Origin of the sequence: Terrabacter sp. Soil811 (genome assembly GCF_001429655.1) — a bacterium.
GTDB lineage: Bacteria > Actinomycetota > Actinomycetes > Actinomycetales > Dermatophilaceae > Terrabacter.
The window spans coordinates 1,218,296-1,233,416 of the sequence record NZ_LMSX01000001.1 but is presented as its reverse complement, the minus strand read 5'-3'; the positions used below and the strand labels follow the sequence as shown (position 1 = coordinate 1,233,416).

The following is a 15,121-nucleotide window of genomic DNA, read 5'->3' as shown; positions in this document are numbered from 1 at the left end:
TGTACTGACCGGGCACGTTGGTTGAGGGAATGCGACTCATCGCTCTGAGCTGCTGACGTGGGAGGGCCTCCCGCGGTGGAGTGGAACTGCTCAAGGTTCACTTCGCCAAACAGGAGGCCCTCGTGTCCCACGCTAACGCTGCCCTCACCCCACGCGCCCGGCTCCGGGTGGCCCAGCTCGTCGTCGACCAGCACGTGCCGATCGCGGAGGTTGCGGCCCGGTTCCAGTGCTCGTGGCCCACGGTCAAACGCTGGGCCGAGCGGTACGCCGCCGGGGAGACGATGACCGACCGGTCCAGCCGACCCCGGTCGATGCCGGCCAAGACCCTCCCGGCGACGACCAAGCGGATCGTGGCGTTGCGGCTGCGTAAACGCCTGGGCCCGGTCCAGCTCGCCGCCCTGACCGGCGTCGCGCCCTCGACGGCACACCGCGTGTTGACCCGTTGCCGCCTGAACCGGCTCTCGCATGTCGACCGGGCCACCGGTGAGCCGGTGCGCCGCTACGAGCACGAGCACCCGGGGGCGATGCTGCACGTGGACGTCAAGAAGCTGGGCAACATCCCCGACGGCGGCGGCTGGCGTTACGTCGGGCGCACCCAGGGAAAGCGCAACCGCGCCGCAACGCCGGGCAAACCCAGGAACGACCACCGCAACCCGAAAATGGGCCACGCATTCGTGCACACCGTCATCGACGACCACTCCCGAGTGGCCTACGCCGAGGTCCACGACGACGAGACCGCCACCACCGCTGTCGCGGTCCTACGCCGCGCGGTGAACTGGTTCGCCCTCCGCGGGATCAGGACCGAGCGGGTGCTGTCCGACAACGGCTCCGCCTACCGCTCCCACCTGTGGCGCGACACCTGCGCCGAACTGGCCATCAAGCATTCACGCACCCGGCCCTACCGGCCCCAGACCAACGGCAAGATCGAACGCTTCCACCGCACCCTCGCCGACGGCTGGGGATACGCCCACTGCTACACCTCAGAGGACGAGCGACGGGCGGCCCTGCCAGCATGGCTCCACGAGTACAACCACCACCGACCCCACACCGCCTGCGGGAACAAGCCACCCATCACCCGCTTAACCAACCTGTCGGGTCAGTACACCTAGGGTTCGACCGTGGACGGACCCGTACTGGCCTAAGGCACCGGCGGCCGCGAGNTGCCAGCATGGCTCCACGAGTACAACCACCACCGACCCCACACCGCCTGCGGGAACAAGCCACCCATCACCCGCTTAACCAACCTGTCGGGTCAGTACACCTAGGGTTCGACCGTGGACGGACCCGTACTGGCCCTCGTGGTGGTGGTGGGCATCATCGTGCTGACTCCGGTCGCCGACCGGATCCGGGTCCCGCAGCCGGTGCTGCTGACGATCTTCGGGCTGGTGATTGCCCTGGTGACCCCGGCCAACCCGCTGTCCCTCGACCCTGCCCTCATCCTTCCCGTGGTGCTGCCACCGCTGCTCTTCGCCGCGACCCAGCGCACGACGGTCAACGAGTTCAGGGAGCATGCGGGTGCCGTCTTCGTGCTCGCGGTCGGCCTGACGCTGGCCACGGTGGCCGTCGTGGCCGTCGTGGCCCACGCGGCGGGGCTGCCCTGGGCAGTGGCCTGGGTGCTGGGTGCCATCGTCTCCCCACCCGACCCGGTCGCAGCGACGGCCGTGGCTCGTCGGCTTCGCCTGCCGCACCGGCTGGTCACCATCCTCGAGGGCGAGGGGATGTTCAACGACGCGACAGCACTCGTCGCCTACAAGGTCGCCATCGTGGCTGCCGTCACGGGAGACATCACGGGAGCGGACGTCGCCCTCGAGCTCGGGGAAGCGGTGGTCCTCGGTGTGCTCGTCGGACTCGTCGTCGGCTACGTCTCGAAGGTCGTACTGGGCCGTATCCACGACGGCTACGCCGAGACGACGGTGACCGTGCTCGTGCCCTTCGTCGCCTACGTGGGTGCGGAACACCTCAACGGGTCAGGCGTGCTGGCCGTCCTCGTGCTCGGTCTCTACCTGCGCACCTTCGGTCACGACGCCACCACCTCGGCGGGCTGGCTCCTCGGACGTGCCGTCTGGTCCTTCTCCGACTTCCTCATCACCAGCCTCGTCTTCGCGCTGCTGGGCTTCGAGCTCGTCGCGGTGATCCGCTCCACCGAGACGAGCGCGGGAACCATGGGTCTGGCCGCCCTCGTGGTCGGCACGATCATCGTCTTCAGAGCAGCCTGGATCTACCCGGCCGCCTGGCTGGCCCGCCTTCGGGCCCGCCGTCGCGACTCCCCGCTGCCCACCGGCTGGCGGGAGTCGACGGTGGTGGCGTGGGCGGGCATGCGCGGTGTCGTCACCGTGGCCACGGCCGTGGCGCTACCGACCGTCGTCGCGACGGGTGAGCCCCTTCCGGCCCGCGACGAGGTGGTCACCGTTGCCCTCGTCTCCGTGCTGGTCACCCTCGTCGTGCAGGGCCTGACGCTCACCCCTCTGACGAAGTACCTCCACGTCGGCAGCGATGTCGACGAGACGGCCGAGGTCTCGCGGCTGCGGATCCGCGCCATGACCGCGGGCCTGGCGCAGATCAGGCACGAGGAGGCCTCCCTCGACGAGGACGTCCGTCGTGCCGCGATCGCGCAGTACGAGGGCTACCTCTCGGCGCAGGAGACGATGGCCCACGCCCGAGCGCGCGACGACGAGGACGCCCGACGGGGAAGGGCGCTCGAGTCCGTGCTCCGACGTGCCAGCGACGCCGAACGCCGACTCGTGCTCGACGCGCGCCGACGTGGCGACGTGAGCGCGGCGAGTGCCGACGAGGTCCTGCGCGACATCGAGAACCGGGCGTTGCGGGACTTCGACTGACCGGCGCTCAGCAGAGGTTGATGCCGCCGGCGTCGAGCAGCTTGGCCACGACCTTCTCGTCCGTGACGGCGGGCACCATCCAGTTCTTGCCGGCCACGGACTTCACGCCGTTCGTGCACTCGAACGTGCTGACCCGCCGGTCGAGCTCGACGGCCTGGTCGTAGAAGGCCGCCTCGACCGGCTTGCCCTGCGCTCCCGTGCACGTGATCTTGTGCTCGGCCAGCGACCCCTGCGTGTCGCCGCTCGACGGGCAGACGAGCTCGGCGACGACGGCCCAGTCGGGGTGCGCGGCGGCCTCGGGGGACGAGGCGGGCGAGCTGCCACCGCAGGCCGCGAGGGGGAGGGCGAGGGCGGCCGTGGCGCAGGCGAGGGTGAGGCGTCGGAGCACGAGAGCGTTCCCTGAGGGTGGGGGATGGAGGGGGATCGGCCCGGGGTGGCCGGGCGCAAACCCCGGTAATGCTAGACCTCGGGCCGGCACAGGACCCACTCGAACGAGGTGCCCTGAGCGTGCGTGAGTGACAGAGTCAACACATGGCCCGCCTCATCTACACGACCATCGCCTCGCTCGACGGCTACGTGAACGACGCCGCCGGCGGCTTCCAGTGGGCCGCCCCCGACCGGGAGGTGCACACCTTCGTCAACGACCTCGAGCGCGACGTCGGCACCTATCTCACCGGACGCCGCCTCCACGACGTGATGGTCTACTGGCAGACGGTGCCCACCGAGGACTCCGACGATCCGGACGACGCCGTCGAGCACGACTACGCCCGCATCTGGCAGGCGGCCGAGAAGGTCGTCTACTCGCGCACCCTCGAGGCCGTGTCGGGCCCGCGGACGCGGCTCGAGCGCGACTTCGACCCCGCCGCCGCCGCGACGCTCGTGGCCTCGGCCGACCGCGACGTCAGCATCGGCGGCCCCGCCCTCGCGGCCGAGGCCCTGCGCGCCGGCATCGTCGACGAGCTGCGCCTGCTGACGGTGCCCGTCGTCGTCGGTGGCGGCACGCGGACCCTGCCGGACGGCATACGCCTCGACCTCGAGCTGCTCGAGCACCGCCGCTTCGCCGGCGGCACGACCTACGCGAGGTATGCCGTCACGCGGTGACCGTGCCGTCCGTGTCGTCCGTGCCGGGCGGAGGAGCGTCGAGGGCCACGAGACCGTCGCGCAGGGTCTGGAGGAACTCGGCGCGGCGCTGCGCCTCCGTGCCGGCCATGACGATGAGGAAGTCCACCTGGTCGCGCACCTGGCGCAGCTGCTCCTCGCTGCCGAGATCGCTCGCCCGGCGGTAGAGGTCGAGGGCCTGCTGGGCCTCCGCGTCGGTGGCGCGGGGGCTCCACAGCGCGTCGAGGACGAGCAGGTCGCCGTAGACCGCGACCGTCCAGAAGGTCGGCGCGAGGTAGGCCTCCTCGCGGGCGGCACCGGTCGACTCGTCGATGAGCCGGCGCGCCTCGGAGCGGTCGAGGCCGGTGCGTCCCTCGACCGGTCGCCAGCGCAGGGCCAGCTCGGCGGCGAGCCAGTTGGCGAGCGCGCCGTGGCGACGTCGGTCGGTCGCTCCCGAGGCGGTCCGGGCCGCGGCGTACCAGTCGGACATCTTCGTCAGCGCGTCGTGCGTGCGCGTCCAGTCGCCGCTGCGGGTCGAGCCGGGGCGCTCGGGACACGCGACGAGGGCGAGCCGCTTGTAGGCGCTCGCGACCCGCCACAGCCGATCGATGCCGACGCCGCCCGACGCCCCGGGGGCGTCGCCCGGGAGGAAGGCGACCCGTTCGGGTGCGTGCGACCCGAGCACGAGGGACGCGGGGTTGTCGAGGAGCGTGCGCAGCCGGTCGATGGCCGACTCGATCGTCGCGACCGCGTCGTCGACGGGGTCGTCGCTCGTCGCCGCCGCCCGGACGACCTGGTCGATCCAGACCTCGAAGTCGCGCACCGTCAGGGCCGTCCCGCCCCGCTCGAGGGTCTGCTCGAAGTACTGCGTCGCGTGCCCGAAGTCGCCGAACTTGTTGTACGTCCGGGCGATGAGCACCTGGAGCGCGTCGTCCTCGCGGTCCTCGGGCGAGAGGGCCTCGTAGAGCTCGCTCAGCCGGTCGAGCCCGAAGCGGGTGTTGCGGCTGACGTCGACCGACTGCCCGAGGTTCTCGATCTCGACCCTGGCCTGCTCGGCGCTCGCGGGTGCCCGCCGCACCGTCGTCGCGCGATGCACGACCGCGTCCGGTGCCAGGCGGTAGTCGGGGTCGCCGTAGCACTGGTAGGCGCCCCACGTGTTGACGGCCGGGTGGTCGTTCCACGTCTGCCAGCGGGCCGCGGCGATCGCCTCGCCGAACGTCAGCCCGGAGAGCAGCCGGTCGTAGAGCGTCGCCGCGAAGGTCGAGGCCGCGGCGTCGTCGACGGCCCAGCCGCAGGCGACGACGGCCCGCACGCCGATGTCGATGAGCTCGGTCGCGAAGCTCGCGGCGAGCCGGTGGTAGTTGCCGGCGCGCTCGGTCGGCATGCCCGGAGCACCCGGGACTGCCGGGCCGACGGGAGTGCTCGGTCCCATCGACCCGAGGTGGCAGCAGTTGACGACGACGAGCTCGGGCACCTGCCGCATCTGGCCGACCTCACCTGCCGTGAGGTACATCCCGTTGCCGAGCACCATGCCGGTGACCGTGGCGTCCGTCCCGTCGCCGAGCGGCCACTCGAAGACACCGTGACCGGCGAGGTGGACGACGCGGTAGGACGTCGCGAAGAGGGCCTGGATGACCTTGGTGCCGCTCTCGGCGATGAGCGGCTCGGCCTCGAAACCGCTCTGTCGCAAGGCATCTGCGACCCCGCGGGCCTCTCTCTGGGCGGCGGGGAGGGCGCTCAGACCGCTCGCGGTGTCGCCGACGACCAGGGCTCGGCTGCTCGTGGCCGAGAGCACGTGGCTTCGCATCGAGGAGCCCTCGAGCTGGCGGACGAGCCCGCGCCGGACGCCGAGCGGCTCGCGGTCCTCCTCGGTGCCGTGGTCGTCGAGCAGCTCCCACGGGTAGTGCGCCGAGCCCCGGTCGACGAGCAGCACGAGGTTGTCGGTGTCGGGCGCCTGCGCCTTGAGGTCGTTGGGGAAGAGCAGCTCGAAGAGCGTCCGGGCCGCCGACGGGTCGGGTGAGGGGGAGTCGACGAGCGACTCGACGAGCCGGTCGACGAGGGCCCGCTGCGTCGGGACGGTGCGCGTCGGCGTGCCCGCCCGTCGCATCGACGCCTCGAACGACAGACCCCCGTCGGGCTCGCTGCGCACCCGCACCTGCTGCCACCAGCCGGTCGGCTCCTGGAAGAGCAGCCGACGCTGGCGGCCCGGGCGCTCCTCGAGGCGCAGGCCGGCCGTGAAGGAGTCGGCGAGCTCGCCGCTCGTCAGCGACGACCCGAGGGCCTCGACCGCCTGGAGCGCGCGGTCCTGCCACAGCTCGATGATCTCGAGCTCGGCGATGTGCACCCCGAGGTCGGTGTCGGCGAGCCGGTCGTTGGCTCGCTGCACCCCGGTCAGCAGGGCCTGCACGCTGTCGCGGACCGGGAGTCCGCCCTGACCGGTGCCGATGAGCAGGCTGGAGAGCCTCAGCTGTCGCACCTCGGTGCTCGTCGCCGACGCCCCGGCCGTGAGGTGGCCGAGGGCCGACGTCAGCACCGCGTGGGCGGTCGCCCGCGCCAGCGACGCGGCGCTCAGGCCGCCGATGGGGCCGAGCCCGGCCACGACCGCCCCCGGCGGGCGGGTCCACTCGTCGGGGTCGGTGAACACCTGGCACGTCTCGATCGGCCCGGGGTAGATGCCGAGCAGGGCGGCCCGCGAGAGCCGGCCGTCGAGCAGCTCGTCGAGGGCGCCCTCGCCGCCGACCAGGGTGCTGCCCGGGTAGTGCCCGACGAGGACGTGGTGGCGGGCGAAGCGCAGGTCGCCGTGCGAGATGCGGACCCGGGTCAGCGGCCGCGACGCGTCGGCGTCGGGGTCGGGGTCGGCGTCGGGGGCCGGGGCGGGGACGGCGTCGGCGGCCGGCTTCGGCTCGGGTGGCGGGGTGACCACGTGCTGGGGTGCCGGCTCCGTGGCCTCGGCGCTCGGCGGGTCGGGCAGCGGCTGCTCGGGGAGGACAGGCGCGTGCGCGTCGGTCGGGACGGCATACGGCTCGTGGTCTGCGGGGGGCGTGGCGCCCACGAGGGTCGACACGGCTCAGCCCACCCCCGACAGGAAGGTCTCGTCGAGGCGCGGGGCGCGCCCCTCGAGCTGCGGCACCTGGTCGTAGTTGCCGCGCAGACCGGCGAGCGTGCGGGCGTGGAGGGCCCGGTAGGTCGACTGCGGGTCCTCGCGCATGGCCCGGACGAGGTAGTAGGTCAGGGCGCCGTTGTAGTCGCCGTCGATGTGCGCATCGGCGGAGGTCTGGTCGTCGCGGCACCCGCTGACGAGGGTCTCGGCGATGTCGACGACGTGCACGTTCTCGGCGCGGCGACGGCGGCGGACGCGTCGTGGCGTCCCCGTGAAGCCGCCGCCGCGGGCCTCGTCGTCGGGGTTGGGCAGGAAGCGCGACACGACCTCCGGCGCTGGGCCGCCGAGGAGCACCGGCTCGCGGGTGTTGCTGCCGGAGTGGCAGCAGTCCATGACGACGGTGAGCGACGCGCCCGGGTCGAGCCGGTCGAACGTCGTGCGGAGCCAGTCGTCGGTGAGCGGGTCGTTCCAGTCGAGGTCGTGCGGGCAGAGGATCTCGTCGCGGTGGTCGGTCGTCTCGTCCCCGCTGGTGTCGGGGACGTTCGAGCCGTGGCCCGAGTAGTGGAGGTAGAGGACGTCACCGGGCCGGGCCGTGTCGACGAGGTCGGCGATGCCCTGCGCCATCGCGGCCTTGGTCGCGGCGCCGTCGAGGAGCATCGTGATGTCGGACGCGGCGAAGCCGTAGAGGTCCGTCAGCGCGCCGGCGACGGCATGGACGTCGTTGACGCAGCCCCGGAGGTTCGCCCCCGGGATCGCGTACTCGTTGACCCCGATGAGCAGCGCGCGCTTGGACATGGTGGACTCCTTCGACCCGGGCCGCGCAGTGGGCGCGACGGCCCCTGCGATCCAGTGTTCTCCTGAGGGGCTGCTGATACAGCCGGTTCAGGAGGAACGGTTGGGGCCGGTCGACGGGGTCTGCAGGCTCAGGCCGTGACCGTGATCTCGTGGATCTCGTCCGCCGGGTGACCGGTGCGCTCGTGGATGCGCCTCACGGCGTCGGCGCTCGGTCCCTCGGACAGGCAGAACACATGGCCGCTCGTGGGGTCGGCCCAGGCGTGCTTGAACACGACGCCCTCGTCGTCCTGGATGTCGAGGTCGGCCTGGTGGGCCTCCATCAGTGCTTCCGATGTCACACCCGGCATGTTGGTGTGAACGTCCATGAACTCTGGCATGTGATCGCCTCGCTAGGTCGTCGATCCCCCGATGAACGGTGGCTCCACGCTACGCCGCGTCGCGTGCGCCGGTAGGGACTTCGGCGTGAGTCCTTCAGGCGCTCGCCGCCTCCTCCATGGCCCGCTCGATCGCACTCGGGAAACGGGTCTCGAAGTCGAGGATCGCGACCCACTCGGGCGTGACGAAGACGCGGCTCATGTGGGTGGTGATGGCCCGGAGGTTCGTGAGCCACGCGCGCCCCTGCTCCTCGCCGAGCATGCGGACCGTCGTCTCCTCGTACTCGGGGGCGATCCCCTCGACCGTGTCGGTGCGCACCCGCCCGCGGATCTGCAGCACCTTGTAGGGCATCTCGTCCGTGTCGATGGACACGGCCGCGCGGTCACCGTCCTTGAGAGCCCTCATCTTGGGCGCGTCGGGCGGCGTCCCGAACACGAGCTCCTTCCCGTTCCAGTGGAAACCGATCGGCACCACCCGTGGTGACCCGTCGGTCCACGAGTACGCCAGCCGCGCGGGCAGGGGAGACCGCAACAGCCGCTGCGCCACCTCGTCCTCGAGCAGTGCGAGGCTTCCCTGTCGTGTCGTCATGACCTCACTCCTTCCTCCGGCCCGCGGACGCGGGCGTCCTTCCAGCGTCCTCCGCTGTCGCCCAGGACGTCAGCGGTTCCGCGAACACGGCCGGGCATACGCTGGGTGGCGCCACACGCCCCACCGACCCGCGAAGGACACCGATGTACGGCTCAGTCAAGGACGAGATCGCCGCGACGCTGCAGGAGATCAAGGACGCCGGCCTCTACAAGAACGAGCGGGAGCTGACGTCGCCGCAGTCGGCGCACGTGACGACCCTCAAGGCGGAGGCGCTCAACTTCTGCGCCAACAACTACCTCGGTCTCGCGAACGACCCGGGCGTCGTCGAGGCGTCGAAGAAGGCGCTCGACGAGTGGGGCTTCGGCATGGCCTCGGTGCGCTTCATCTGCGGCACCCAGACGCTGCACACCTCCCTCGAGCACAAGATCAGCGAGTTCCTCGGCACGGAGGCGACGATCCTCTACTCGTCGTGCTTCGACGCGAACGGCGGCGTCTTCGAGGTGCTCTTCGGCGCCGAGGACGCGATCATCAGCGACGAGCTCAACCACGCCTCGATCATCGACGGCGTGCGACTGTCCAAGGCGATGCGCTACCGCTACAAGAACGCCGACATGACCGACCTGCGGGCCCAGCTCGAGGCGGCCCGGGAGGCCGACGCGAGGCGGACCGTCGTCGTCACGGACGGTGTCTTCTCGATGGACGGGTCGTATGCCCCGCTCGACGAGATCTGCGACCTGGCCGACGAGTTCGGCGCGCTCGTCTTCGTCGACGACTCCCACGCCGTGGGCTTCGTCGGTGACGGCGGCCGGGGCACGCCCGAGCTCTTCGGTGTGATGGACCGCGTCGACATCATCACGGGCACGCTCGGCAAGGCGCTCGGCGGTGCGTCCGGCGGCTACGTGAGCTCGCGACAGGAGATCGTCGACCTGCTCCGCCAGCGCTCGCGTCCCTACCTCTTCAGCAACTCCGTCGCGCCGTCCGTCGTCGCCGGCTCCATGGCCGCCCTCGAGCTCGTCGAGAGCTCGGCCGAGAAGCGCGAGACGCTCAAGGCCAACACGGCGCTCTTCCACACGCTCATGACCGAGGCCGGCTTCGAGCTGCTCCCGGGCACGCACCCGATCCGTCCCGTCATGTTCCCCGGCGAGGACGGCGCCCGTCAGGCCGCGCAGATCGCCGACCACATGCTCGGCAACGGCGTCTACGTCATCGCCTTCAGCTTCCCGGTCGTCCCGCGGGGCAAGGCCCGCATCCGCGTGCAGCTCTCGGCCGCGCACTCCGAGGCCGACGTGCGCGCGTGCGTGGACGCCTTCGTCGCGGCCCGCGACGCCGTCGGCTGAGCGCTCGAGCTGGTGCGCGCCCGTGCCAGAGGTGCGGGTTCCCGCGAGGAGTGCGCGCTGCACCGCGCACTCCTGCGGGGACCGGGCACCTCTGGGGTGAGCGTGCACCTGTCCTGACCGCTACCGGTCGGCGGTGTTGAACGCCTGGCGCAGGCGCGGCACTCGCCGGATGACGACGCGGTCGAGCAGCAGCACGACGACGAGTGACGCGCCGAAGACCGGCAGCAGGACCGCCAGCCCCACGACGAGCACGGCGAGCAGCGGCGAGGAGGCGAGCGGCATACGCCCTCTGGGTGCGCCGACGGCACCCGAGCCGCGCGGACGGCGACGCCACCACATGACCGGCCCGGTCACGCACGACACGACGACGGCCACGCAGAAGAGCGCGGTGAGCCAGAAGTTCAACGTGCCGAAGCGGCGCCCCTCGTGGACGGCGATGCCCTGGCTGACGACCTTTGCGAGCGCCGGGTAGTCGTCGTAGCCGTACGTGCTCACGACCTGGCCGCCGAAGCGGTCGACGTGCACGGTCCGCTCGGCCCCGGGGTCCTCGAAGGCGTAGCCGATGACCGAGTAGACGCCGCGGTCGTCCGACGGCAGCGCGACCGTCACCGGGTGCGCCAGCCCCGAACGGTCACCCACCTCCACTGCGGTGTCGAGGTTCGCGACGCTGACCTCGTCTCCGGCCGAGACCGGATCCGACTGCGGCACAAGGCTCTTGCCCTGTGCCCATGGGACGGCGTGGTGACTGTGCGGTAGCGACTCGTCCAAGGTCGAGGTCGGGTTGGACAGGGCGCCCGGGTCCTCGGCCCACATCGACGTGCCGCGGTCGGTGGCCAGCTTCTGCACCTGCTCGCCCCAGATGCCGGTCCACGGCAGGCCCGAGACGACGAGGAGCAGCAGCCCGGCGCCGACGAACGCTCCGGTGCGGGCGTGGGTCGTCCGCAGGCGGGCGCCGGGTGCATCGACCTCACGCTGCCGACGCCGCGTTCGCCGACCGCGGACGAAGAGGTAGTAGCCGGTGACGGCCATGACGATCGCCCAGCACGCGCCGAGCTCGATGACGGTGTCGCCGATCCGGCCGGCCATGAGGTCGGCGTGCAGGCGCACGGCGGTGCCGCTGATCGTCGAGTCCGGGTCGAGCGAGCCGAGCACCCGCACCGTGTAGGGGTCGACGAAGACGTCGCGGGTCAGGCCCTCGGCCGCCTCGACGGTGAAGCGGGCGCTGGCGTCGGCGCCGGTCGGCTCCGTGAACGAGACGACGGTGGCCCCCGGAGACGCCTCCTGGACCGCCTCGAGCTGGGTCTGCCACGGCTGCGTCAGCTGACCCTCCGCGTGGTCGACGCGCATGAGGTCCGGGTGGACGAGCGGCTCGATCTGGAAACGGAAGAGGTAGACGAGGCCGGTGACGGCGAGGACGAGCAGGACCGGGACGACGACGACGGAGGCGTAGAAGTGCCACCGCCAGAAGGCGCGGAACAGGCCGGTGGTCGGGCGGGCACCCTTGCGGGCGAGGGGTTTCGGACGTGCGGGATCGATGACGGACATGGTGCTCCTCGGGCATGACGGTAGGGGGCAGCGGCCGGGTGGTGGCCGGCGCTGCGAGGTGGTGTCAGGTGAGGAGGAAGGCGGGCGGGCCGCGACGCACCGGGGTGCGGGCGCGCCACACGTCGGCCGGGACTCGCACGTCCGACGGCCGAGGTCGGGGGTCGCGGAGTCCCGCACACCTGGCAACGACAGCGTGGATCAGGGCACCGGCGCCGTGGGCGAGTGACAGCACCGCACGGGTCAGCGCGACGCCGACCGTGGCCACGAGTGCGCAGGCGACCCGCCACGACTCCTCGCTGCGGGTCAGCAGGACGCCGATCGTGACCGCAGCCGCGACGTGCGCGAGCAGCATCGTCGGGGAGGGGAGCAGGTCGGTGAGCGCGCTCGTCGCCACCGCGCCACCGGGGTCAGCCGCGCCGGCGACCGTGCCGCTGCCCGTGTCGATGCGACCGAGGGGGCGTATGCCGTGTGCCGCGTGGGAGGGGCCGCCGCCGGTCCCGTGGACGGGGGAGCCCACGGCCATCGCCGCGAGGCCGTGCACGACGTGCGCAGCCGCCTGGAGGGCGGCGAGCAGGACCGCGGACCGGACGGCCGTCAGGCCGAAGCGCACGAACGGCAGGGTGGCGCCGGTCAGGAGGGCCGTCGCCACGAGGACGCCGACGCCCGAGACGAGGTGGCCGCCACCGACCGCGTGCGCGGCCGTGGCTCCGCCGGAGGCGACGAGCGCCAGCACGAGCGCGCGCAGGGCCTGCGCGCGCGGGCTCCGGGCGGACGTGGGCACGCGCCAAGGGTAGACGAGGGCGCGTGCCTGCCCAGCGGTCAGGCGGTCAGGCGGTCAGCCCGTGGGCAGGTCCCGCAGCCACGGCCTCGTGAGGTCGAAGCGGCGTCCGGAGATCTCGTCGACCTCGATCGCGACGACGACGGACTTCGGGGTGTCGACCCACGGCCGCACGGGGAGGCGCTCGACGACGTAGGCGGCCTGTCCCTCGAGGGTGCGCGCCCGGCCCCGGCAGATGACGCTCGTGGCGCGCTCACCGACGATCTCGTCGACCTCGAAGGCGACGTCGGGGTTGGCCGTCACGCCGAAGAGCTTGCTGCCCTCGGCCGTCATGAAGACGATGCGCTCGCCGTCGAGGGCGTAGTTGATCGGCGTCAGGTGCACCTCACCGACGAGGTGGAAGGCCAGGCGACCGAACTCGTGGGCGCGGAGGAAGCCCCAGGACTCCTCCGGGTGAAGGACGTGGACCGGGTTCTGGTCCGACATGGTGACCTCCTCGGTTGCTCGTCGGGCGAGTGTCCGACTACTACTGATGGTAGTAAAGATGGTCCCGGACACGCCCGCGCTCGCGGCGAGTCCCGCGTCACACGCACTGCCCGCACGGCGTGCGATTGACTGTGCCCATGGACTTCTACAGCTCCTGGGCCCAGGGCTTCGCCCGCGTTGCCGCGTGCACCCTGCCGATCGTGGCGGTCGACCCCGAGCGCAACGCCGACGCCGTCATCACGCAGCTGCGCGAGCTCGACGACGAGGGTGTCGGCCTCGTGCTCTTCCCGGAGCTGTGCCTGTCGGGCTACGCCATCGACGACCTGCTCCTGCAGGACCCGCTCCTCGACGCCGTCGACGACGCCCTGGCCCGCATCGCCGAGGCCACCGCTGACCTCCGCCCCGTCGTCATCGTCGGCGCGCCGCTGGAGAAGGGCACGCGCGTCTACAACTGCGGCGTCGTCATCCACGGCGGTCGCATCCTCGGTGTCGCGCCGAAGTCCTACCTGCCGAACTACCGCGAGTTCTACGAGCGGCGGCACTTCGCGCCCGGCGACGACCAGCGCGGCCAGACGATCGACGTCGCGGGCGACCGGGTGCCGTTCGGCCCCGACCTGCTCTTCCGGGCCACCGACGTGCCGGGCTTCGTCCTGCACGTCGAGGTCTGCGAGGACATGTGGGTCCCGGTCCCGCCGAGCCACGAGGCGGCGCTCGCCGGCGCGACGATCCTCACCAACCTCTCCGGCTCGCCGATCACCGTCTCGCGCGCCGAGGACCGTCACCTGCTCGCCCGCAGCGCGTCGGGCCGCTGCCTCGCCGCCTACCTCTACGCCGCGGCCGGCGAGGGCGAGAGCTCGACCGACCTGTCGTGGGACGGCATGACGATGGTCTACGAGAACGGCGCCCTCCTCGCCGAGAGCGAGCGCTTCCCCGAGGGTGCCCGCGCCTCCGTCGCCGACATCGACCTCGACCTGCTGCGCCAGGAACGCCAGCGGCAGGGCACCTTCGACGACAACCGCCGCACCCACGCCGCGCGCACCGACGGCTTCCGCACCGTCGAGCTCGAGCTCGACCCGCCGGCCGGCGACCTCGGCCTGCTCCGCAAGGTCGACCGCTTCCCCTTCGTGCCCGACGACGAGGACCGCCTCGCGCTCGACTGCTACGAGGCGTACAACATCCAGGTCTCCGGTCTCGAGCAGCGCCTGCGCGCCATCGGCCAGCCCAAGGTCGTCATCGGCGTGAGCGGCGGCCTCGACTCCACCCACGCGCTCATCGTCGCGGCCAAGGCCATGGACCGGCTCGACCGGCCCCGCAGCGACATCCTCGCCTTCACGATGCCCGGCTTCGCGACGAGCGACCACACGAAGAGCAACGCCATCGCGCTCATGGAGTCGCTCGAGGTCACGTGGGAGGAGCTCGACATCCGACCGGCGGCGACCCAGATGCTCGAGGCGATGGGCCACCCGTTCGGCCGGGGCGAGGAGCTCTACGACGTCACCTTCGAGAACGTCCAGGCCGGCCTGCGCACCGACTACCTCTTCCGCATCGCCAACCAGCGCGGCGGCATCGTCCTCGGCACCGGCGACCTGTCCGAGCTCGCCCTCGGCTGGTGCACCTACGGCGTCGGCGACCAGATGAGCCACTACGGCGTCAACACCGGCGTGCCCAAGACCCTGATGCAGCACCTCATCCGCTGGGTCGTGTCGTCGAGCCAGTTCGACGAGGAGGTCGCCGGCACGCTGACCTCGATCCTCGACACCGAGATCACGCCCGAGCTCGTGCCGGCCAAGGAGGGCGAGAAGCCGCAGAGCACGGAGGCGATGATCGGGCCCTACGCCCTGCAGGACTTCACGCTCTTCCACGTGCTGCGCCGCGGCTACCGCCCGTCCAAGATCGCCTACCTCGCGTGGAACGCGTGGCGGGACAGCGAGGCAGGGGAGTGGCCCGCGGGCTACCCCGAGGCCGACCGGACGGCATACGACCTCGCGACGATCCGGCACTGGCTCGAGGTCTTCGTCAAGCGCTACTTCGCCAACCAGTTCAAGCGCTCCGCGCTGCCCAACGGGCCCAAGGTCGTGGCGGGAGGCTCGCTGTCGCCGCGGGGTGACTGGCGTATGCCGTCCGACGCGACGTCGGTGGCGTGGCTGAGTGAACTGGACGCGAATGTTCCTGAGAAGTAAGG

General features: G+C 71.8%; 14 protein-coding genes. 6 read left to right on the top strand and 8 right to left on the bottom strand.

Translation table 11 applies throughout. The annotated features are described in order from the left end of the window. The first annotated feature begins 122 nt into the window (after positions 1-122). From ASH01_RS05745 to ASH01_RS05740, 3 genes are all read left to right on the top strand, one after another. The gene (locus ASH01_RS05745) at positions 123-1,109 is read left to right on the top strand and encodes an IS481 family transposase (RefSeq protein WP_056772792.1); all 987 of its coding nucleotides are present in this window, start codon (positions 123-125) and stop codon (positions 1,107-1,109) included. Positions 1,110-1,161: 52 nt separating this feature from the next. Next, on the top strand, positions 1,162-1,265 hold a 104-nt coding region (locus tag ASH01_RS22835), incomplete at its 5' end, for an integrase core domain-containing protein (protein WP_156415457.1). 9 nt (positions 1,266-1,274) lie between these two features. Further along, positions 1,275-2,837, top strand: coding sequence for a Na+/H+ antiporter (locus tag ASH01_RS05740; RefSeq protein WP_082619413.1), 1,563 nt, complete (start codon positions 1,275-1,277; stop codon positions 2,835-2,837). 7 nt (positions 2,838-2,844) lie between these two features. On the opposite strand, the gene ASH01_RS05735 is transcribed toward ASH01_RS05740, so the two are convergent. Further along, positions 2,845-3,225 carry a hypothetical protein gene (locus ASH01_RS05735; protein ID WP_056772384.1) on the bottom strand — a complete coding sequence of 127 codons (381 nt, stop codon included), beginning with the start codon at positions 3,223-3,225 and terminating at the stop codon, positions 2,845-2,847. A gap of 143 nt (positions 3,226-3,368) precedes the next feature. Between ASH01_RS05735 and ASH01_RS05730 the strand changes: the two genes are divergently transcribed. Continuing rightward, positions 3,369-3,938: a dihydrofolate reductase family protein gene (locus ASH01_RS05730; protein ID WP_056772382.1), complete on the top strand. Its 570-nt coding sequence runs from the start codon at positions 3,369-3,371 to the stop codon at positions 3,936-3,938. Here the strand turns inward: ASH01_RS05730 and ASH01_RS05725 are convergent. The 4 genes from ASH01_RS05725 to ASH01_RS05710 all read right to left on the bottom strand — a co-directional run bounded on the left by ASH01_RS05725 (position 3,928) and on the right by ASH01_RS05710 (position 8,793). Next, positions 3,928-6,999, bottom strand: a complete 3,072-nt coding sequence (locus ASH01_RS05725; RefSeq protein WP_056772379.1) for a CHAT domain-containing protein — start codon at positions 6,997-6,999, stop codon at positions 3,928-3,930. The genes ASH01_RS05730 and ASH01_RS05725 overlap by 11 nt on opposite strands. 3 nt (positions 7,000-7,002) lie before the next feature. Then, positions 7,003-7,830: a caspase family protein gene (locus tag ASH01_RS05720; protein WP_056772375.1), complete on the bottom strand. Its 828-nt coding sequence runs from the start codon at positions 7,828-7,830 to the stop codon at positions 7,003-7,005. 128 nt (positions 7,831-7,958) lie between these two features. Beyond that, positions 7,959-8,195 (bottom strand): SCO4226 family nickel-binding protein, encoded by a 237-nt coding sequence (locus ASH01_RS05715; RefSeq protein WP_200958956.1) that lies wholly within the window; start codon positions 8,193-8,195, stop codon positions 7,959-7,961. Positions 8,196-8,301: 106 nt separating this feature from the next. Next, positions 8,302-8,793, bottom strand: a complete 492-nt coding sequence (locus ASH01_RS05710) for a pyridoxamine 5'-phosphate oxidase family protein (RefSeq protein WP_056772368.1) — start codon at positions 8,791-8,793, stop codon at positions 8,302-8,304. Between the two features lie 143 nt (positions 8,794-8,936). Between ASH01_RS05710 and ASH01_RS05705 the strand changes: the two genes are divergently transcribed. Then, positions 8,937-10,130, top strand: a complete 1,194-nt coding sequence (locus ASH01_RS05705; protein WP_056772366.1) for a glycine C-acetyltransferase — start codon at positions 8,937-8,939, stop codon at positions 10,128-10,130. 120 nt (positions 10,131-10,250) lie between these two features. Here ASH01_RS05705 and ASH01_RS05700 read toward each other — a convergent pair whose 3' ends face one another. The 3 genes from ASH01_RS05700 to ASH01_RS05690 form a co-directional block, all read right to left on the bottom strand. After that, positions 10,251-11,675 carry a PepSY-associated TM helix domain-containing protein gene (locus tag ASH01_RS05700; RefSeq protein WP_056772364.1) on the bottom strand — a complete coding sequence of 475 codons (1,425 nt, stop codon included), beginning with the start codon at positions 11,673-11,675 and terminating at the stop codon, positions 10,251-10,253. A gap of 64 nt (positions 11,676-11,739) precedes the next feature. Then, the gene (locus tag ASH01_RS05695; RefSeq protein ID WP_056772361.1) at positions 11,740-12,456 is read right to left on the bottom strand and encodes a hypothetical protein; all 717 of its coding nucleotides are present in this window, start codon (positions 12,454-12,456) and stop codon (positions 11,740-11,742) included. 54 nt (positions 12,457-12,510) lie between these two features. Next, on the bottom strand, positions 12,511-12,939 hold the full coding sequence (locus ASH01_RS05690; RefSeq protein ID WP_056772360.1) for a pyridoxamine 5'-phosphate oxidase family protein: 429 nt from the start codon (positions 12,937-12,939) through the stop codon (positions 12,511-12,513). Positions 12,940-13,076: 137 nt separating this feature from the next. Here ASH01_RS05690 and ASH01_RS05685 point away from each other — a divergent pair, with 137 nt between their 5' ends. Continuing rightward, positions 13,077-15,119: an NAD(+) synthase gene (locus ASH01_RS05685; protein WP_056772358.1), complete on the top strand. Its 2,043-nt coding sequence runs from the start codon at positions 13,077-13,079 to the stop codon at positions 15,117-15,119. The last annotated feature ends 2 nt before the right edge of the window (positions 15,120-15,121 follow it).